This is a genomic window from Amycolatopsis japonica (assembly GCF_000732925.1).
Classification (GTDB): Bacteria; Actinomycetota; Actinomycetes; order Mycobacteriales; family Pseudonocardiaceae; genus Amycolatopsis; species Amycolatopsis japonica.
In genome coordinates this window covers 7,839,031-7,858,848 of the sequence record NZ_CP008953.1, presented here as the reverse complement: position 1 = coordinate 7,858,848, position 19,818 = coordinate 7,839,031, and the positions used below count along the sequence as shown (strand labels likewise).

General features: G+C 68.1%; 17 protein-coding genes. 1 reads left to right on the top strand and 16 read right to left on the bottom strand.

Going from position 1 to position 19,818, the window contains the following annotated elements; genetic code table 11:
- Positions 1-333 precede the first annotated feature (333 nt).
- From AJAP_RS36325 to AJAP_RS36250, 16 genes are all read right to left on the bottom strand, one after another.
- The gene (locus AJAP_RS36325; RefSeq protein ID WP_148311619.1) at positions 334-1,770 is read right to left on the bottom strand and encodes a right-handed parallel beta-helix repeat-containing protein; all 1,437 of its coding nucleotides are present in this window, start codon (positions 1,768-1,770) and stop codon (positions 334-336) included.
- A gap of 56 nt (positions 1,771-1,826) precedes the next feature.
- Positions 1,827-3,326 (bottom strand): right-handed parallel beta-helix repeat-containing protein, encoded by a 1,500-nt coding sequence (locus tag AJAP_RS36320; RefSeq protein ID WP_228694747.1) that lies wholly within the window; start codon positions 3,324-3,326, stop codon positions 1,827-1,829.
- Complete coding sequence (locus tag AJAP_RS36315) at positions 3,323-4,639, bottom strand: glutamate-1-semialdehyde 2,1-aminomutase (protein ID WP_038519988.1); 1,317 nt, start codon at positions 4,637-4,639, stop codon at positions 3,323-3,325. The genes AJAP_RS36320 and AJAP_RS36315 overlap by 4 nt, the downstream gene beginning before the upstream one ends.
- Positions 4,640-4,643: 4 nt before the next feature.
- The gene (locus AJAP_RS36310) at positions 4,644-5,192 is read right to left on the bottom strand and encodes a dTDP-4-dehydrorhamnose 3,5-epimerase family protein (protein WP_038519986.1); all 549 of its coding nucleotides are present in this window, start codon (positions 5,190-5,192) and stop codon (positions 4,644-4,646) included.
- On the bottom strand, positions 5,189-6,376 hold the full coding sequence (locus AJAP_RS36305) for a polysaccharide pyruvyl transferase family protein (RefSeq protein ID WP_038519984.1): 1,188 nt from the start codon (positions 6,374-6,376) through the stop codon (positions 5,189-5,191). The genes AJAP_RS36310 and AJAP_RS36305 overlap by 4 nt, the downstream gene beginning before the upstream one ends.
- Positions 6,373-7,323, bottom strand: coding sequence for a glycosyltransferase family 2 protein (locus AJAP_RS36300; protein WP_038519981.1), 951 nt, complete (start codon positions 7,321-7,323; stop codon positions 6,373-6,375). The genes AJAP_RS36305 and AJAP_RS36300 overlap by 4 nt, the downstream gene beginning before the upstream one ends.
- Positions 7,320-8,594 carry an MATE family efflux transporter gene (locus AJAP_RS36295; RefSeq protein ID WP_038519978.1) on the bottom strand — a complete coding sequence of 425 codons (1,275 nt, stop codon included), beginning with the start codon at positions 8,592-8,594 and terminating at the stop codon, positions 7,320-7,322. The genes AJAP_RS36300 and AJAP_RS36295 overlap by 4 nt, the downstream gene beginning before the upstream one ends.
- A gap of 2 nt (positions 8,595-8,596) precedes the next feature.
- Positions 8,597-9,871: a DUF4910 domain-containing protein gene (locus AJAP_RS36290; protein WP_038519975.1), complete on the bottom strand. Its 1,275-nt coding sequence runs from the start codon at positions 9,869-9,871 to the stop codon at positions 8,597-8,599.
- A complete protein-coding gene (locus AJAP_RS36285; RefSeq protein ID WP_016331014.1) occupies positions 9,871-10,893 on the bottom strand; it encodes an NAD-dependent epimerase/dehydratase family protein in 1,023 nt (340 codons plus the stop codon). Before AJAP_RS36285 ends, AJAP_RS36290 begins: the two co-directional genes overlap by 1 nt.
- 5 nt (positions 10,894-10,898) lie before the next feature.
- Positions 10,899-11,552 (bottom strand): PIG-L deacetylase family protein, encoded by a 654-nt coding sequence (locus AJAP_RS36280; RefSeq protein ID WP_038524527.1) that lies wholly within the window; start codon positions 11,550-11,552, stop codon positions 10,899-10,901.
- Entirely contained in the window at positions 11,549-12,340 is a 792-nt protein-coding gene (locus tag AJAP_RS36275; protein ID WP_038519972.1) for a sugar phosphate nucleotidyltransferase, read from the bottom strand. Before AJAP_RS36275 ends, AJAP_RS36280 begins: the two co-directional genes overlap by 4 nt.
- Entirely contained in the window at positions 12,337-13,572 is a 1,236-nt protein-coding gene (locus tag AJAP_RS36270; protein WP_038519969.1) for a class I SAM-dependent methyltransferase, read from the bottom strand. Before AJAP_RS36270 ends, AJAP_RS36275 begins: the two co-directional genes overlap by 4 nt.
- A 377-nt stretch (positions 13,573-13,949) precedes the next feature.
- Positions 13,950-15,875, bottom strand: a complete 1,926-nt coding sequence (locus AJAP_RS36265; protein ID WP_038519968.1) for a S8 family serine peptidase — start codon at positions 15,873-15,875, stop codon at positions 13,950-13,952.
- A 135-nt stretch (positions 15,876-16,010) separates the two neighbouring features.
- Positions 16,011-16,472 (bottom strand): acyl-CoA thioesterase, encoded by a 462-nt coding sequence (locus tag AJAP_RS36260; protein ID WP_228694745.1) that lies wholly within the window; start codon positions 16,470-16,472, stop codon positions 16,011-16,013.
- A gap of 63 nt (positions 16,473-16,535) precedes the next feature.
- Positions 16,536-17,723: a BtrH N-terminal domain-containing protein gene (locus AJAP_RS36255; protein WP_038519965.1), complete on the bottom strand. Its 1,188-nt coding sequence runs from the start codon at positions 17,721-17,723 to the stop codon at positions 16,536-16,538.
- A gap of 24 nt (positions 17,724-17,747) precedes the next feature.
- Complete coding sequence (locus AJAP_RS36250; RefSeq protein WP_038524524.1) at positions 17,748-18,716, bottom strand: YncE family protein; 969 nt, start codon at positions 18,714-18,716, stop codon at positions 17,748-17,750.
- Positions 18,717-18,849: 133 nt separating this feature from the next.
- Here AJAP_RS36250 and htpX point away from each other — a divergent pair, with 133 nt between their 5' ends.
- On the top strand, positions 18,850-19,716 hold the full coding sequence (gene htpX / locus AJAP_RS36245; RefSeq protein WP_038519963.1) for a zinc metalloprotease HtpX: 867 nt from the start codon (positions 18,850-18,852) through the stop codon (positions 19,714-19,716).
- The last annotated feature ends 102 nt before the right edge of the window (positions 19,717-19,818 follow it).

The window sequence follows — 19,818 nt, the reverse complement described above, 5'->3', positions numbered from 1 at the left end:
TAGCTGCCCGTCGGTGGGCTCTCCATTGTGGAGCAGAACAACTCCCGGTAGGAGGCGTTGCCAAGGTCCGCCGGAAGCGCACCGGCGTGAAATGGTCCTGCCCGGCACGCCGGCGGCTATGAGCGCAGCCGCACGAACCACCATCGGGCCTTGAGTGAGCATCGGGTCGGTCGACCAGGTTCCTCGTTGCATTCGATCACCATGCACCGGGCTACCGACAGTTCTGCTCTTCAGAGTGCGTGAAAGGTCCGGTCCCGACTATTTCTTTGCGAGCGTGGAGGATTTGGGACGTTCAACGTCCCAAATCCTCCACGCTCGCGCCCCGCGGACCGCTCAGCACCCACCGTCCCCAAAAGAACTGCAAGCATCCTGCGAGTAAGGAGCCCCCTGCCACCCCGAAACCCCCACAGTCCGCGAAGTGTCATGAACCACGAACCGCCACCCACCCGAATAAGCGTTGTCATACCACCGGTTCTCCTGCCGGAACGTCACCGCGTCCGAAACGGAAGAACCCCGATAAGGCGACCACTCCGGATAAGTCCCGAAGTTCGCCAAAAGCGCCATCCGCCCGCAATACCCCGAGCACGAAGGCCCGTGGGAGAACTTGTTGCCGTGGATCGAAACCCGCTGCGTCTTCCACCGGCAGTCGTCATACAGCGGACGCGATGAAATGCCCGGCGCGGAACACGAAGAGACCGAAGGGACGAGAAGCGTGCAAGAGCCGGAGGACGTGTTCGCCGGGCTGTTGCAGAAGCGGTCCGCGTTCTCCCACAGGGTGATTCCGGACCAGTTGTCCTCGAAGACGTTGTCGACGATCTCCACCAGCGAAGTCCGGGCCCGCACCCGCGGCTCACCGCCGGACTCCGAGATGTACACGGTCCCGACCGGGAAGTCGTCGCCGCGTGCAGCGAAAGCCCGGCCCTGCACGAGCGTGTTCCGGCGGAAGGTGTTCCCGCGGACCACGACGTTGTAGGAGATCTCGTAGAACAACGCCTCCGCCTCGTTGTCCTCGATCAGGTTGTCCTCGATGAGGAAGTCGTTGTTGTTCGTGTCCGCCCACAGTCCGGCGCCGTGGTTGTGGTGCACCCAGTTGCCGCGGATGTCTGCGCCGTCCACCGCCCAGAATTTCGCGCCGCCGGTGCAGCCGCAGCCGGGTTCCTTCGTCTCCCAGTCGTCGGTGTTGTTGCCGGTGATCTCGTTGCCCTCGACGAGCAGCCCGGTGATCCCGTCGCCCGCCCGGTACGCGTTGATGCCGTACTGCCCGTTGTTCCGCAGGCAGTTCCGGAGGATCTCCTGACGCGGCCCCGCCATCATCGCGGCGCCGCGGTTGTCCTCGATCGTGTTGCCCTCGATGGTCCAGTGTTCACCAGAGTCGTGGTTCACCACGCCCTGATCGCGCGGGGCCGCGAAACCGCGGATCGTGAGGCCGCGGATGACGACGTCGCGAGCCTGCTGGGTGAACGCGTAGCGGTTGACGCCGCCGCCGTCCAGCACGGCACCGGGGGCGCCGAGGTAGGCGTTGCCGTCCTTGGGGATGATCTGCCCGAACTCGTCCGGGCCCAGCGTGTGCTTGCCGTCGGTCAGCCAGAACGTCGTGCCGGCCGGGAGTTCGCGGGTCTTCGCGGAAAGGTCCGTTCCCGGGGAGACGACCACGGCGCCGTCCGGTTTCCCCGGGCTCACCGGTCCCGCGGCGCAGGCCGCGACAGGAGCCGCCGAAGCCGGGACGACTCCTGTCGCGATCAGCATCAGAACAATCAGGAACGCGGGCACAAAGGCAACGGTAAGCCAGAATGGACCGTCCCAGACGGACACTTACAGGTGAAGTTTCAGCAGGTCACCGTCTCTCCGAAGCCGCTGCAGGTGTCCTGCAGATAGGGCGCCGCCTGCCACTGCGCCGCGGTCAGCCGCCGTGAGGTGTCGTGGGCGACGAACGTCCACGGCCCGTAGTACTGGTTGTCGTACCACCGGTTCTCCTGCCGGAAGGTGATCGCCTCCGAGATCACGGCACCCCGGTACGGCGACCAGGCCGGGAAGGTCCCGTAGTTCGAGAGCACCGCCATCCGCCCGCACATCCCGAGGCAGCCTTCCATCGACGAGTCGAATTCGAAGGTGTTCTCGTGCACCGAAACGCGCTGGGTCTTCCAGCGGCAGTCGCCGTACAGCGGCTCGGTCGCGATACCCGGGTCGGAGCAGGAGGACGTCGGTGAGACCAGCGCCGTGCACGAGAGCGTGGACGTGTTGGCCGGGCTGTTGCAGAACCGGTCGGCGTTCTCCCACAGCGTGATCCCCGACCAGTTGTCGGAGAACATGTTGCCCCGGATGTCGATGCGGCTGGTCCGGGCGGGCAGTCTTGGCTCGCCGCCCGATTCGCTGAGGTACACCGCCGCCACCGGGAAGTTGTCGCCCTTGGCGGCCCGGTTCCGGCCTTGCACCAGCGCGTTCCGGTTGAAGGTGTTCCCGATCAGCTCCAGGTTGTAGGAGATCTCGTAGAACAGGCCCTCGGACGCGTTGTCCTCGATCAGGTTGTCCTGGATGAGGAAGTCGTTGTTGTTCGTGTCGGCCCAGAGCCCGACACCGTGGTTGTGGTGGACCCAGTTCCCGGTGATGTCGGCGCCGTTCACGGCCCAGAACTTCGCGCCGCCGCTGCAGCCGCAGCCCGGGATCTTCGTCTCCCAGTCGCCGGTGTTGTTCCCGCTGATCTCGTTGCCCTCGATCACCAGATCGGCCAGCCCGCCACCGAAGCGGTAGGCGTTGATGCCGTACTGCCCGTTGTTCCGCAGGCAGTTCCCGATCACCCGCTGGCCGGATCCGGTCATCATTCCGGCGCCGTCGTTGTCCTCGATGACGTTGCCTTCGATGGTCCAGCGCTCGCCGGAGTCGTGGTTGACCACGCCCTGGTCGCGTTCGGCGACGAAACCGCGGATGGTCAGCCCGCGGATCACCACGTCCTTGGCCGAGGTGGTGAAGGCCGCGCGGTTGATCCCGCGTCCGTTGAGCACGGCGCCCGGAGCGCCCAGATAGACGTTGCCGTCCTTGGGCATCACCTGGCCGAACTGGTCCGGGCTCAAGTGGTGCTCGCCCGGTGACAGCCAGAACGTGGTGCCCGGCGGGCTGAACCGGGTCTTGTCGGTCAGATCGGTGCCTGGATCGACGACCTGGGCGCCTTCCGGGGCGGAAGGGACGCCGACGGTCGTGCCGCACACCCCTCGAGTCGGCTCTTCGGACGCCACCGCTGTGTTCTCAACGGCGACCTGGAGCAGCAGTACGGACAACGCGGCGTAGAGCACGCGCGTGCCGGTCGAGCGCTGTGCGATCCCTGAACTCATACCCTTCTCCGAAATACCGGCTTCACCGGACGGCCACCCAGCCACGGCGCCGGATCATCCGCGTCGAGCGCTTTGCGGTACACGAGGCAGGCCTGCGAGACCACTTCGACCGTCCGGTCGATGTCTTCTTCGGACAACGCGCTGCTGACCACGAAAGACGGCCCGAGGACCCCGCCCGTGACCAGTTGCCGCAGGAACAACGTTCGGTAGTCCTGCGACGGTTTCTTGTCGGCGTCGAGCGTGGCGAAGACGAGGTTGCTCGCCCGGCCGCGCACGACGACGTGTTCCCCGACCCCGGCCGAGTCCGCGACTTCGCGGACCCCGGCGGCGAGCCGGTCGCCGAGCGCGTGCAGCCGCGCGGCGATGCCTTCTTCGGTGTAGGTCTCCATGACCGCGATCGCGGCGGCCAGCGAATGCGTCTCGGCGCCGTGCGTGGTCGACAGCAGGAAGACGCGATCCTCGCCGGTACGCAGCCCGCCGAGCTCCATCAGTTCGCGTTTGCCGGCCAGCGCCGAGACGGCGAACCCGTTGCCGAGAGCCTTGCCGAACGTCGAGAGGTCCGGCGTCACCCCGTAGAGCCCCTGCGCGCCGGCCTCGGACCAGCGGAAACCGGTGATCATCTCGTCGAAGATCAGCACGCAGCCGTACCGGTCGGCGAGTTCCCGCAGGCCGACGAGGTAGCCGGTGGGCGGTTCGAGCTGGGTGGACGCCTCCAGGATCAGGCAGGCGATCCGGCCCGCGTTCTCCCGCAGCAGCCGTTCCGTCGACAAGAGGTCGCCGTAGGGGAACGACACGGTGAGATCGGTGATCCCGTCCGGGATACCCGAAGACATCGCGGTGGTGCCGATGAACCAGTCGTCGATGGAGAAGAACGCGTGGTCGCGGCAGATCGCCACCAGCGGCCTGCCGGTGGCCGCCCTGGCGAGCTTGACCGCGGCCGTGGTGGCGTCCGAGCCGTTCTTGGCGAATTTGACCATCTCGGCGGTCGGCACGGTTTCGAGGAACTTCGTCGCCGCCCGTTCCTCCACAATGGACGGACGGGCGAAGTTGGCTCCCCGGTCGATCTCGCGGTGGGCGGCTTCGCTCACCCGGGGGTGCACGTGCCCGAGGCTGACCGCGCGCAGCCCCGAGCCGTACTCGATGTATTCGTTCCCGTCGACGTCCCAGACGTGCGCGCCGAGCCCGTGCGAGATGACCGGCGCCAGATTCTCCGGATACTGGTCGTCACCCTTGGCGTAGGTGTGCGCCCCGCCGGGGATCATCGCGTGGAGGCGCTCGTTGGCCCGCATGGATTTGGGCAGCTGACGGGTCATGCTCTCACCTCGTGTTCTGTAGTACCGCGGAAAGCGGGAGCGCGCGCCGGTCCCGCTCCGACATGAGCGCCACCGGAAGCGGCCACGGGATCGCCAGTTCCGGGTCGTCGTGCGCGATCGCGACGTCCTCGGCCGGGTCGTGCGCGCGGTCGATCCGGTAGGAGACGTCGGCGTACTCGGTGAGCGCCTGGAACCCGTGCGCGCACCAGGCCGGGATGTACAGCGAAACCTGCGTCTCCCCGGAGAGTTCGAACGTCTCCTTGCCGAGGTACGTCGGCGAATCCGGCCTCAGGTCGACGACGACGTCGAAGACGGCGCCCCACGAGCAACGGACCAGCTTCGCCTCACCGAGCCCCGAACGGAGGTGCATCCCGCGCAGCACTCCCTTGCGGGAGCGGGAAACACTGTCCTGGAGGAACCCGTTCGGGTCGATCCCGGCCGACCGGACGACGTCGGCGTCGAAGGTGCGGCTGAAGAAGCCGCGTTCGTCGGCGTGCGGGGTCGGTTCGAACAGGTACGCGCCCGCGATCGTGGGCACCGGGACAACCTTCATCGGACTCCCATCGGCAGGAAGGCGGCCGACAGCGCGGCGAACTGTTCGTCCAGCAGCCGCGCCTGCTCCGCGCTTCGTTTCGCGACGATCTCGGTCAGTTCGCCCGCCCTGGACTCGAGCTCGGCGAACTGGCGCACCAGCGCGTCGAAGTCGATCTCCTTGGCGGACTGGCAGAACTCACCGAGTCCCAGCGTGGTCATGAGGACCTCGTTCTTGCGGGCGTACCCGATGGACAACGTCGGTTTCGCCAGCTTCAGTGCGCACAGGACGTTGTGGTATCGGGTGGCGACGACGGTCTCGACCGCCGACATCGCCCGCATCACTCCGTCCAAAGTGGACGTTTCGGCGGCGGCGATCAGCGGGGATTCCAGTTCCCGCATGATCTCCTCGACGACCTGGGTGTCGGCCCGGTCGCCGATGAACAACCGCACCGGGCGGCCGTCGGCGACCAGTCCGGCGACGAACCGGGTCATCTTGTCCACATAGGACTCATAGATCTCGGTGGCGCGGTGCCGGTCGTCGTTCCCGCCGTGGTACGCCATCACCCCGACCCCGACGGACCGGGGCAGCACCGGTTCCGAAGGCGCGGGCAACGCGAAGGCGAGGTCGGGGTAGACGCGGTCGTTCACGACGTCGACGCCCATCGTGCGCATCGCGTCGCGTGACGGTTCGTCCCGATAGGACCGGAACGCCGCGAGCCGCGCGGCCCAGCCGATCACGGACCGGGTGGCCCGGTGCGTGCTCACGCTGGCACCGACGCTCACCAGCGCCACCTTGGTCCCGACCAGGCGGCCGGACACCGAAAGCAGCAGCAGGGCGTACGGGAATCCCCAGGGACGCAAGGGAAGGGTGGATTCGAGGACACCCATCCCCGGCACGATCACCGCGTCCTGCCGTCGTACCCAGGCCGCCGTGCGGAAGACGTCGACGAGTTTCCCTAAGCCCTTCATGACGATGGACAAGGGGCCCGATGCCGTTCGGTACTCGCCCTCGTACCAGTTCAACGCGGTCGTTTCGAGTCCGTAGCGCGACGCGACGACGTCCGGACCGCCGCACATCACGCTGAGCGCGGCGCCCGGATGCTCCGTGCGCAAATACCCGAGAACCGCCTCGAAGGAACCGTCGTTGCCGAGGTTCCCTGATCCGAGGAGCCCGAACAGCCCGATTCTCACGGGCGGGGTCAAGGGACTCGTCCCTCCTGGCCGGCGACGACCGAGGCCACGGACACTTCACGGGGGCCCACTTCGGCCTCGGCCTGGACGGGCATCCGCCCCATGGCCGGGTTCCCCGCCCGGTTCAGCATCCATTGCCGCAGGTAACGGAAGCATTCCCGCTTCTGGGCGCCGGAGATCGGCGCGTTGCGGATCGCCTTGACGTAGCCGAGGACGTATTCGCCGAGCAGCCGGACCATCGGGTGCCGCAGCTTGTCGGCCCGTTTCGGGTCGAGGTTGGTGGCGCGCCTGCGCACGGTCGGGTGCTCGTGTTCGGAGCGGCCGGGGTGGTCGCGCCGGAAGTACAGCCAGTCGGGCACCTGGTGGAACGGGCCGTGCAGGGCCAGTTCCGAGATGATCGTGCGGTCGGCGTGGTGGTAGCTGTCCAGCGGCGCGACACGGCGCAGCACCTCGGTGCGGATGACCGCGCCGTCGTCGTCCCCGCCGGGCGCGAACAGGGTGCTGCGGAAGCGTTCCGCGGCGTGCGGCGAGACCGTGTTGAGCGGGTATTCCAGTGCCTGCGTGACGACGGCCTTCTCGTCGATCATCGCCGTCCACGAGTGCGAAAGGACGAACTCGGGATGCTCGTCCAGCGCCTCGATACAGCGTTCCAGCAGGTCGCGCGCGTACAGGTCGTCGTCGGACGCCCATTTGAACAGCTCGCCGCGGGCGACGTCGACGCAGTAGTTGTGGTTGGGCGCGCAGCCGATGTTCACCGGCTGGCGGACGTACCGGACACGGGAGTCCAGCTTCGCGTACTCGCGGCTGATCTCTTCGGTGCGGTCAAGGGACGCGTTGTCCGAGATGATCAGCTCGAAGTTCTCGTAGCTTTGGCCGAGGAGTGCGTCCAGCGATTCGGCGAGGTAATCCTCGCCGTTGTAGACCGGGAGCCCGATGCTCAGCCGAGGAGCGGTGCTCATGACGTCCTCATTTCTTCCTTCTCCGAAGTCAGATGCTCTTTGAGAGCGGAGTGGAGTTGCAGCCACCACACCGCGGACCCGCTGGTGATCGCCAAGGCGACCCCCCAAGCGGACCCGGACGCCCCGGCCAAGAAGGCGCCTATGAGCCCGAAACCGACGTAGCCGGCCGAGTTGATCAGCTGGGCGCGAAGGCTCCTTTTCGCAGCGCCGAGCGCACGCAATCCGGCGGCCGCCCCGGTGTTGAATCCCGCCGCGGCGATACCGATGGTCACCGGGAGGATCAGTTCGGAGGCGGGATCCCACACGTCGCCGAGGACGAACCGGCCGGCGTCGTGGGGTACCAGAAGCAAGGCGAGACCCCAGAGCAGGGCCGCGGCCGCCTGGCCGGCGCCGAGTACGGCGCAGAAGTGGCGGAGGCGATGCGGGGCCCGCTGGAGCACCCGCGCGCCTTCCGCCACCGTGACCAGGGAAAGTCCCATCAGAAGGGCGAAGAACGGTCCGAGCAGCAGTTCGGCGCCGCGGACCGCGCCGACGCTCGCGAGCCCGGCGATCGCGCCGAGCCCGTACATCCGGAGCTGGGTCGAGCCGCTGTTGCTGACGTTCTCGATCAGGTAGCGGGTGCCGAGGTCACGGTGGTGCTTGAGCCAGTCGAGCGTGCCGCGCGGAGCGGGCCGGACCCCGGCCTGCAGGCAGCCGTACCCGGCGGCGACCGCCCCGGAAATGCCCCACGCCAGGATGAACGCGACGACCGTGTCGAACCACCGGTGCGCGATGAACAGCGCCGGGATCAGCGCGATACCCCAGACGACGTCGTTGACGAACGCCTTCTTCCCGTGTCCCGCGGCGAAGAAGGTGAACCGCCAGGCGTCCTGCAGCAGCAACGTCGGGATCACGAAGCCGAGCGCGACGAACGCGCCGCCGATGGGGCCACCCACCACGAGACCGGCGACCACACTGACGGCTCCGGCGGCGACCCCCGCGGAGAGCGCCGTCCCGGTCGCCTTGGCGGTCGCGGTTCGCCAGGATTCCGTGGACACCCCGGAGAACCGCACCATGAGCGGATCCGTCGTCAGCCCGCGCGAAAGGTTGAGCACCACGCCGTAGCTGACCCAAGCGAGGCTGAACATGCCGAAGGCGAACGTGCCGAGCGAGCGCGCCACGAACAGCCCGACCACGAAGTTGGTGATACTGGAAACGGCCTGGTCGCCGAGGCCCCAGCTGAGCCGTCCGGCCATGGCCCGGACGGCTTGGGAACGCAGAAGTGATCGCATCTCTAGTCCTTGAGCAATCCGGCGTCGTGCAGCGCCTCGGCGGCGGCGGCGACGGAATCGAACGGCAGCCCGGACCGCTCGGCGACGTCGAGCAGGCTGTGCTCGCCATCCGAGAGGTTGAGCACCCAGAGCATCGCCATCTGGGCTTGTTTGGCGTCGCTTCGCCCGCCGAGCGAGTCGTACAGCCCGCGCTTGCCGAGTTGCGGCTCGCCGAAGGGACTGAGGTTGACGTAGCTGCGGTTGCGGTCGAGGACGGCGAAGGTGTCCTTCAAGGTCTGAAGGGTTTCCTCCATGGCCTCCGTCGAGACGAAATCGAGGTTGTCGGCCGAAGTGTGGTACTCGGGATAGCCCGCGTACGGCGTCCTCGTCAGCGAGCCGACGCCGAGGTTGAAGCCGGGGGAGCAGAACTGGCGCTCGTCGTAGCCGTACGGCGAGAAGTCCACGATCTTGTGCGCGCGATCGGCGAGGACGTACGCGAGCACGCGGTCGATTTCGGCGTCGCCCCGGCGGCTTCGCTTGTAGGTCAACGATCCCGGGTCGCCGGCGCACGCCAGCACGAGCCCGGCCTTGATCCGGCCGACGCGGTCGTTGTTGCGCGCGAGCCAGGTGATGGCGCCGATCGTGCCGGGCATGAACAGGAACCGGTACGTGTAGTGCGGCTTCTCCAGCGTCCGCGCGAACGCGGCGGCGATCGCGATCCCGGCGACGTTGTCGTTCGCCAGCGACGGATGGCAGGTGTGGCAGGAGATGATCACCTCGTCGGTGACCTCGCCCGGCACGACGTGTTCGGCGTAGGTGAGGCTCCCGTCGGCCAGCGTGGAGTCGATGCGGACCTCGTACTCGCCGTCCGGCATCGCGTCGAGCGTCTCCTGCGCCAGGCAGAAACCCCACGTCGGCGCGTAGTAACTGGTCCGGTACGGCACCCAGGACGGCTGGTCGGGCAGGGTGTGCAGGTGTTCGCGCAGCTCGCTGAGCGGCATCTTCCGCGACACGGGGACGCTGTAGCCGACGACGTGCAGGTTCGACTCCTGGAAGTCGACCACGCGGCGGCCGGAGGCGTCCTTGATGTACGCGTCGCGGATGTTCCATTCCTGCGGCACCGTCCAGTCCAGTACCTGGGTGCCGGTGGGGACCTCGTGGACCTCCAGCGGGACGTGCTCGCCGACGATCTCCAGCGTGCGGCGGACGCCGTCGCCGGTGATGCTGCGGCACAGCGGATACAGGCGCTCGACCAGCCTTCGCAGGTCGGCGCTCGTCTCCAGGTCCCCGTGCGACATCAGCGACGCCGCAAGGTGTCGTCGAGTTCGCCGGCGGCGGTGCGGTCCTGCAGCCGCGCGAGCCGGGTGAACAGGCGCTGGAAGCCGTGTTCGGTGAGGCCGTGGGTCTTGTAGGCCTCGATCAGTTCGAGCGCGCCGTCCTTGACCGACCAGTCGCAGTCGAAGCCGGGGATCGCCGCGCGGAACCGGGAGAAGTCGACCCGGTACGAACGCGGGTCCGCGCCAGCCTCGCCGGTGATCCGCAGCGTCGAGCCGGGAACGGCCTCGACGACCTCTTCGGCGATCTCGGCGACGGTCACGTTGTTGCGTTCGGTGCCGATGTTGAACGCCTTGCCGTGCACGGCTTCCTTCGGCGCGACCAGGGCCGCGGCGAAGGCACGCGCGATGTCCTTGGCGTGCACCAGCGGCCGCCACGGCGTGCCGTCGGAGAGCACCAGCACCTCGCCGGAGAGATGCGCGTGCGCGGTCAGGTTGTTGAGCACGATGTCGCCGCGCAGCCGGGGCGAGAACCCGAACGCGGTGGCGTTGCGCATGTACACCGGGCTGAAGTCGTCGTCGGCGAGCTCCTGGACGTCGTCCTCCACCCGCACCTTCGACTCGGCGTACGGCGTCACCGGGCGCAGCGGCGCGTCCTCGTCGACCAGGCCGTCGCCGCCCGAAGCGCCGTACACGGAGCACGTCGAGGCGTACAGGTACCGCTTGACCCCGGCGTCCTTCGCCAGCTTCGCGAGCTTGACCGAAGCGTGGTGGTTGATGTCGTAGGTCAGCTCCGGCGCCAGCGAGCCGAGCGGGTCGTTGGACAGCGCGCCCAGGTGGATCACCGCGTCCACACCGGCCACGTGCTCGGCCGTGACGTCACGAAGGTCGACCTCGAAGCCTTCGGGATCTTCGGGCTTCGGGCCCAGGACGCAGGTGTCGTAGAGACCGGAGTCGAGGCCGATCACCTCGTGGCCTTCGGCGGCCAGCACCGGGGCCATCACCGTGCCCAGGTAACCCTTGTGCCCGGTCAGCAGCACACGCATGGCTTTCAGCCTTTCGGAGTGAGGTCGAGCGTCAGTTTCTTGAGGTCGAAGGCCTCGGCATAGCGCTGCCCGCATTCGATGCCGCGAATGCGGGCGAGGCCGAGGAAGGCTTCCCGGTCGTACCAGGGCCGGTGCCGCTGGGAGGCGTAATGCTCCTGGAGCAGACGGACCTTCTCTTCGGCGCGCTCGGCGGGAAGCGGGACGTACGCGGTGGGTTTGCCGAGGTCGCCGTCCCATTTCACGATCTCGTACTCCAGCTGGAGATGGGTGCGGAACACCGTCGGCACCAGCTTCGCCAGGCCGCGGTGGTCCTGGTGCGCGTCCGCCGTGCGCGGGGAGAGGACGAGGTCCGGATCGGTGCGGCGACGCATCTCCTCCAGCCCGTTCTTGGCCTCCTCCCAATGCGCGGGAAGCCGGCCGTCGGGCAGTTTGAGCACGGTGACCTCGACGTCGGCGCCCGGACAGAAGGCCGCGAGCGCCGCGCGTTCCTCGGTCTCCCGTTCGGTGCCGCCGCCGGAAAGGACGAGGGCGTCCACCCGGACACCCGGATTGGCGGCGCAGATCGTCAGCAGCGTGCCGCCCGCCCCGATGGCGATGTCGTCACAGTGCGCGCCGAGCGCGACGATCCGCTGGACGCCGCCGGTGCCGAGCTCGATCACGCCGTGCTCGCCGCTTCGCGTTCCCAGCGTGCCCACGGACGGTCTCCGTGCGCGTACGCGTCGTCGAGCTGGACGCGCTCCTTGACGGTGTCGGTCGGCTTCCAGAACCCGCGATACGGGTACGCGAGCAGCTTGCCCTGTTTGGCGAGCTCGCCGCAGCCGTCGGCCACCAGGTCGCCGCCCTCGGGGATGTGGTCGAAGACCTCCTGGCGCAGCACGAAGTACCCGCCGTTCTCCCACAGCGGCATCTCGCTGACCGGGGTCAGCGCGCCGATGCGGCCGTCCTCACCCATTTCGACGCAGTGGAACGACGACTGCGGCGGCACGACCATCATCGACGCGCCGGCGTCGGATTCCGTGAACCGCTCGATCATCTCCGGCAACGGGGCGTCGGTGAGGACGTCGGCGTAGTTGGCGAGGAACATCTCGTCGCCCTCGAGATACGGGCGCACCCGGCGCAGCCGTTCGCCGATGGCCGATTCGAGACCGGTCTGCACGAAGGTGATCGACCAGTCCGCGATGTCGGTCGACAGCAGTTCGGCCTTGCCGCGGCGCAGGACGAAATCGTTGGAGGTGGTCTCCTGGTAGTTGAGGAAGAACTCCTTGATGTGGTGCGCGCCGTAGCCGAGACAGAGGATGAACTCGGTGTGCCCGAAATGCGCGTAGTACCGCATCACGTGCCAGATCAGGGGTCTGGGGCCGACCATGGCCATCGGCTTGGGCACGTCGGACGCGTCACCGTTGCGCATCCGCATGCCGTAGCCGCCGCAGAAGAGGACTACCTTCACGACTTCACCTCGACGATTTCCAGGTGCGGGATGGGGAAGACCAGTTTCCCGCCCCATTCGTCCACAAAGGACAATTGGGCGGTCAGTTCCTTCCGGAGGTTCCACGGAAGGACGAGCACGTAATCGGGCCGGTCCGCTTCGATGCGTTCCGGCGGCAGGATCGGGATCCGGGTGCCGGGGGTGAACCGGCCGTGCTTGTACGGGTTGCGGTCGACGGTGTACCGCAGGACGTCCGGGCGGATGCCGCAGTGGTTCAGCAGCGTGTTGCCCTTGCCCGGGGCGCCGTAACCGACGACGGTCTTGCCTTCGAGCGCGGCGTCGGTGAGGAACTTGTTCAGCTCGAGCCGGACCTTGGTGACCCGCTCGGAGAATTCGGTGTAGCCGGACATTTCGTGCAGTCCGGCCGCTTTTTCGGCGTCGAGGACCTGCATCATCCGCTCGCTCGGCTCACCGGCGACGGCGTCCGGGCGCGCCCACAACCGGATCGAACCGCCGTGGGTGGGCAGGAGTTCGACGTCCACAACGGACAATCCGCCGCGCGCGAGGGCCCGGCGCGCGGATTCCACCGTGTAGTACTGGAAGTGCTCGTGGTAGATCGTGTCGTACTGGTTCTCCTGGATCAGCGTCAGCAGGTGCTGGACCTCGATGCTGACCCAGCCGTCATCGGCGACCAGGGCGCGGAGCCCGTGCGTGAAACCGATGATGTCCGGAATGTGCGCGTAAACGTTGTTCGCCACGACGAGGTCGGCGGGACCGTGCTCCTCGCGGACGTCACGTCCGGTTTCGGGACCGAGGAAGGCGGTCTTCGTCGGCACCCCGGCGTCACGCGCGGCTTGGCCCACGTTCACCGAAGGTTCCACGCCCAGACAACGGATCTGCTGCGCCACAACGTGTTTGAGGAGATAACCGTCGTTGCTGGCGACCTCGACGACGAACGAGGACTCGTCGAGCCCCAGCCGCTCGACGGCGCCGTCGACGAACGTTTTGGCGTGGTCGACCCAAGAGGCGGAATACGACGAGAAGTACGCGTATTCGGTGAAAGTCTCTTCCGGGGTGATCAGCGGCGGGATCTGGGCCAGCCAGCATTCCGTGCAGACCCGCAGGTGCAGGGGGTAGGTCGGCTCCGGTTCCTGCAGCTGTTCCGCGGTCAGGAATCGTTCGCACGGCGGCGTCGCCCCGAGGTCGACGACACTGGCGAGATGGGCCGAGCCGCAGAGTCGGCAGGTGGTCATCGAGAGGCTCCTTGGCTCGCGTCACGTATCCCAGACGTCGGCACCTCGGGTCGCCTCGTTACATGCCTTCCAGGGGTCTCACGCTTCCGTCTCACAACCGAAACCTGTCGTCTCGGCCATCGGCGCAGACGTCTCCGCCATCCGGGCGCGGGCAACCCCGCCCGATCGCGTTCCGCCGGCTAAACGCGACCCGCCAGACCCCGGCCCGGATCGCGTTTAGCCCGCTAAACGCGACTCGTCAGGCCTCCGCAGACGTCGCGAAAGCCACTTTCGCGACGTCTGATGTCTCGAAAGTGGCTTTCGCGACATCCCATCGCCACGTGCCCCCGGCCCGGATCGCGTTTAGCCCGCTAAACGCGATCCGGGCCGTCACACCGTCAAGAAACCACCAACGCGTAGTCCGCATCGGTCGCCGACGTCTCCGGATGACCGTCGGCGTTCACCTGGGTCGCCACGACCTCCACCGTCCACGTACCGGCGGCCGGCTTCTCGAGGATGACGTTCTCCACCGTGTCGACGGTGTTCGGCGACCCGCCCGCGGTCGAGAAGTTGCCCGCCTTCAGCCCGTTGTTGCCGTAGTAGACGGTCCCGTTCGGCGCGGTGACCTTCAGTGTCAGGTCGTTGACCCTGGTGACCGACGCGCTCGGCGAGCCCGCCGGGTCGGTGTAGGCCAGCGTGGCCTTGAACTGCTTGGTCCCGTTCACCGCGACCGTGTACTTCTTCGACTGCCCGGTGCCCAGCAGGTCGGTCTCGTTCACCAGCACCGGCAGCTTCCACCCGTTCGCCTTGGCCTGTTCGTGCAGGTACCGCACGTTCGCGGTGCCCCAGCCCTGATGCGTCCGGGTCATGTCGTGCGAGGTGCCGCTGAACGTGAACTGGTCGGCCCCGTTGATCAGCAGCGCCTTCGCGGTCGCGGCGTGCGGGCGGCTCGCGAAGACGTCGCGGCCCTTCCCAGGGCCGCCGTCGAACACGCCGTCGGCCCACATCTGGAACAGCAGCCCGGCGTTTCCGCAGGTGATCGGCGTCGCCCCGCTCGTGCCGCCGAACGACGTCGTGTACGAGGTGTCACTGCCGGACGACGTGGTGTCGATCCGGTCGTAGTAGTTCGACAGCTCGGGTTTGATCCGGCCGTCGGCGGCCGGGCCGATGCTGGCGCCGCCGTTCCACTTGTCGTCGGTGCGGCCGAGCGTGTTGTAGTGGTACTGCCCGCCGACCGAGAGCACGTTCTTCGACCAGGCCTGCGGCCGCGACTGCTGGGTGCCCGCGTTGCTCTGCGACTGGCAGATCAGCAGGTCGTGATCGAAGACGATCTTGTCGAGCTCGGCGGAGACCGAGTTGTAGGCCGTGGTCAGCCCGCCGCCCCAGCTGTTGCTCTGGAACACCGCGCGGTACTTGCCGGCCGGGTCGACCAGTTCCTTGGTGTGGGCGTAGCGGTCCGGCTTGTTGTAGGTCGCGAAGATCCCCTGCGCCTCGGGCAGCAGCCCCCGCTGCGGCGCGCTCACCCCCGACGCGAAGATCTGGCCGTACGTGGAAGTCCCGTGGCTGGTGCTGGTGGAGTTCGACCCGTGCATCACCGTCGGCCGAGCCTTGAACTCCTGGTGCGTGACACGCAGTCCGCCGTCCATCACCTCGCCGCGCACGCCCTGGCCGCGGTAGCCGCCGACACTCTCGATGTAGTTCGCGCCGCCGCTCTCCCTGGCGTTGGCCATGTCGGTCTCGGGCGCGGTGATCGCGCCGACCGCGAGCACCTCGGCCCCCTGCGCCACGGTGGCGGCCTGACCGGGGCCGAGCTTCGCCACGATGTGCTGCCCGCTCTGCGAGATCGCCTCGATGCCGCCGCCGAGCCGCAGGATCCGCTCGGCCACCGCGCGCTGATCCCGCGCGTCCGATTCGACCAGCGTCACCAGGTAGCCGCCCGTCGCGGCCGATGAGATCTCCACCTTGTCGTCCGCCCGGTATTCGCCGAGCCAGCGGACGAAATTCAATTTCGCGACCGATTCGCGGTTCTCCGGCTTCAGCCGGACCACGTAGGCGAAATCGGGAATGTAGGTCCCGATCCGCACGCCGAGTGAACGCAATCGCCCACGCTGTTCGTCGGTCAGCGCGCTCCGGACCTGGAGCAGGTAGGCGCCCTTCCAGTCCTGGCTCGCGGCCGTGCGCTGGCTGAGCGGATCGAAGGTCCTGCTGGCCAGGCGGATGAACTGGGGGTCTTCGGCGGCCGGGGCGGCGACGGCCACCCCGCTCGTCAGGAGCATCGCGCCGACCAAGGGCGCGAGAAAGCGGACAGACTTCGACCGTGGCATGAAATACCTCCGGGGAGCTCTGCAGGGGAGAGGTCTTCCGAAGGTACCGGCCGAAAAGCGGGATGATCAGCCGCTGAACGGCCCAGCCGTTTTCCGGTGCTGCGGGAAATGGAGCATAAACGGTTAAAAACTGATTCAGGAGAGCTCGTCGATCGCCCCGCTGAACCGCGTCAACCGCTCGCGTTCCTCGTCGCCGAGTCTTCGCGTGCTGCCTTCGGGCAGGACGCACGCGACCCAGATGGTGCGGCAGCGCGCGTAAACGGCCCGCTCGTCACGCAGCCTGCTGTTCACCACGACGTCGCAGGTCCCGATCCGGCCGACCACGGTCTCCACCTCGACCGGGCTGTCGCGGAAGGTCAGCCTGCGCAGGTAGCTGACGTTGTGCTTCGCGATGAGATACGCCGGTCCCTTGGCCTGGAAGAGGTGCTCACGCCGCGGGTCGAGCATCGCGACCTGGGCTTCCTGGAAATAGTCGAGCAACCGCACATTCCCGACGTGGCCGAGATGGTCCAGGTCGGCGACACGCAGGCGATGGCGGTGGAGGTGGATCTCGGGAGCGGGACGCGCACTGGTCGTCCCCAGCGGATGTGCGTGCACGAAGTGGATCTTGAATGATCGCGTGGTGTTCCGGCCGCGCGGCGCAACGGACACCGGCCCGGTTCACTCCATCAGGGCTTCGGAGAGCTCGCGGATCGCCGCGGTCTCGGCGGTGTGGATGTCCCGGAGCAGGGTGCCCATCGTGCTGAAAAGTTCACGGGCTTCGACGTCGGTGAACGGCGTTTCGTCGTTGTAGTGCGCGCGCAGTTTCCACATCTCCTCACCGGCGGCCGCGGCGGCTTCCTGCCCCGCGTCGCCCTCGCGGACACCCGCGGAAACCGCGCTGACGAGCCCGCGCATCCAGGCGAATTCGGCGTTCGCCACCGGAACGGCCGCCTCGGCCAGCTCCGCCCAGCGCTCGGCGATCCCGCGCCAGGTCGACGCCTGTTCGGCCAGCGCCGGGAGTTCGAGCAGGGCGGCGGCCTCGGTGAGCGCGTCGGCGAACAGCCCGCGCAGATGCCCGCCCTCCATCCCCGCCGGAGTGACGCTCTCCCACACAGTGAAAAGCGCCCCGACGAGCCCGCGCCGCTCACCGAACGCGCGCGGCCAGCCCTTGGGGTCACGTTCGTCGGTCATCGCCTTCGCCCAGCGCCCCCAGGCGGGCAGTGAGAACGACTTCGACGGCTCCGAGAGGTTCCGGGCGCAGTCCGTCAGCCCGCCGCGCACGGCCGCCCGCCAGTCGGGGACCTCGCCGGGCTCGATCGTGGCGAGCAGGTTCTTGTACGAGCCGACCCGGCCCCGCGCGGCGTCGAACGTCTTCCGGTCGACCGTCAGCGGGGCGAGGTTCCGGTCGTCGACCAGCACCCGGCCGTCCTCTTCGCCGTACGCGACGACGAAGTGGCCGCCACCGCCGGACATCTCCGGCGGCAGCCGCCAGTAGCCGAGTGATTCGCGGTCGGGGAGGACGATCGACGGCCGTCCCGCTTCGAGATTCGCGGAAAGCCGTTTCGCGGCGGCACGTTTGCCGCCGGTGGTGTGGATGTCGACGGCGAGCCCAAGACGGTCCACTGTGGACTTGAGCCATTCCTGCGGATACTGCCAGCGCGCGCGGAAGCCGAACACGATCGTCGACGTCGTCTCGTGCGCGAAGTCCCACAGGATGTAGCCGGCGCCGATCCCACCGGACGCGGCGAAGACCAGCGCTTCGCCGGGCGCCTGACCGTCCGGCCCTTCGACACCGTGATGGGTCAATACGGCGGTGACCGCCGAGACGTCGGGTTGCAGCCCGCCACGCAATGCGTACTCGCTCACCCCGCCATCATGCCCGTTCCGGCGTCAGAAGTCCCTGATGAGGGAAACCCTGCCGCGTAAGGGATCCGCCACGTACACCGTCCTGGTGCGCTGGTCGATCGCGACCGCGCCGGGGTTCACGCCGAGTGACAGGTCGCCGGTGAGCAGGCTCGTCCTGCCGTCGATCCTGGCGATGCCGTTGGGGCCGCCGTTGGTGTAAACGGTGTTCGAACCTTCGTGGACCGCGAGCGCCGAAGACTCCGAGCGCAGCAGCACGGTCGCCTTTTCCTTGCGTGTGCCCGTGTCCACGATGGACAGATGATGGATGGCCGAATTCGCGACGAACACCGTGCCGGTGGCGCCGTGCACGGCCACGCCGGTCGGCGACTTGCCGACCGGGATCCCGCCGGTGAACTCGCCCGCGCCGATGTCGAAGACCTCCAGCGAATCGGTGGTCGTGCTGGTGCAGTAAGCGAGCTTGCGCCCGCTGTCGACCGCTGTGGAGGACAGCCCCCGTGTCGGGCCCGGGACCAGGTCCAGCAGGCGGCAGCTCACGCCGTCGATGACGGCGAGCGTCCCGGTGAGATCGCTGACCGCGTAGATGCGGTTCGCCTGCTCGTCGACGTCGACACTGGACGCGCCGGGCCCGGCCGGCACCACGCTGACGACGTCGTTGGTCCGTCCGTCCAAGACCAGGACCGTCCCGGCGGGCGGGTTCGCCACGAAGACCCGGTTGGTCACCGCGTCCACGGCCAGCCCGGCGGGTTCGCCGCCGACCGGGATCACGTCACCGACCGTGCCGGACCGCGAGTCGAGGACGACGATCGTGCCGGTGGACGGGTCCGAAACGTACGCGAAGCCGGTGACGGAATTCACCGCGACCGCCTCCGGGGTGCCCTCGACCTCGACGAGAAGGACTTTCTCGGCTCTGGCCGCCGGTGCGAAGGCGACCGCGGAGGCACCGGCCGCGGCCAGCGTGAGCAGGGCTCGGCGGCTCAGTTCGGGTCCTCGCACAGGCGCCTCCCGATGATCGTTCCCGGCTTCGACGATAACCCGCGATCCGAGCACGCGAAGGAACTTCGCGTCCCCCGATCGCGTTGTTTCCGATGAGTAACCCCCACCCTGAGAAAGAAAGGAGCAGGACGCCGTGCACAAGCACCAGAACGGGCTGAAGACCGTCGTCCTGCTCGGCCTGCTGTCCGCGCTGATCGTCGGGATCAGCGGTTTCTTCGGGCGGGGCGCGCTGGTCATCGGCCTGGTGGTGGCGCTCGGCGTCAACGCGTACGCCTACTTCAACTCCGACAAGCTGGCGCTGCGGGCCATGCGCGCGCGGCCGGTGTCCGAGGCCGAGCAGCCGGCGATGTACCGGATCGTGCGCGAGCTGGCGACCACGGCGCGGCAACCGATGCCGCGGCTCTACATCAGCCCCACCGTCGCCCCGAACGCCTTCGCCACCGGCCGCAGCCCCCGGCACGCGGCGGTGTGCTGCACCACCGGCATCCTCGACCTGCTCGACGAACGCGAACTGCGGGCGGTGCTCGGGCACGAACTGTCCCATGTCTACAACCGCGACATCCTCATCTCGTGCGTCGCGGGCGCGCTGGCGAGCGTGATCAGCGTGATCGCCAACATCGCGATGTTCACCAGCGTCTTCGGCGGCGGTAACCGGGAGGACGGCGACAGTCCGCTGGTCGGGCTGCTGCTGGTGCTGATCGGGCCGATCGCGGCCGCCGTCGTGAAACTCGGGGTGAGCCGCTCGCGGGAGTTCCAGGCCGACGCGTCGGGCGCGGAACTCACCGGCGACCCGCTCGGGCTGGCGTCCGCCCTGCGGAAGCTCGACAGCGGGACGCGCGCGGCGCCGCTCGTGCCGGAGCCGAAGCTGGTCTCGCAGTCGCACCTGATGATCGCGAACCCGTTCCGTCCGGGCGAAGGCCTCTCGAAGCTCTTCTCGACCCATCCGCCCATGGCCGAACGCATCCGACGCCTGGAAGACATGGCCCGCCGCCCCTACTGACCCCGTCCCCCCAGATCGCGTTTAGCCCGCTAACTGCAGGTGGCCCCCAGATCGCGATTAGCCCGCGAAACGCAGGTCGGGCCGGGGATCTCACCTCGTGGG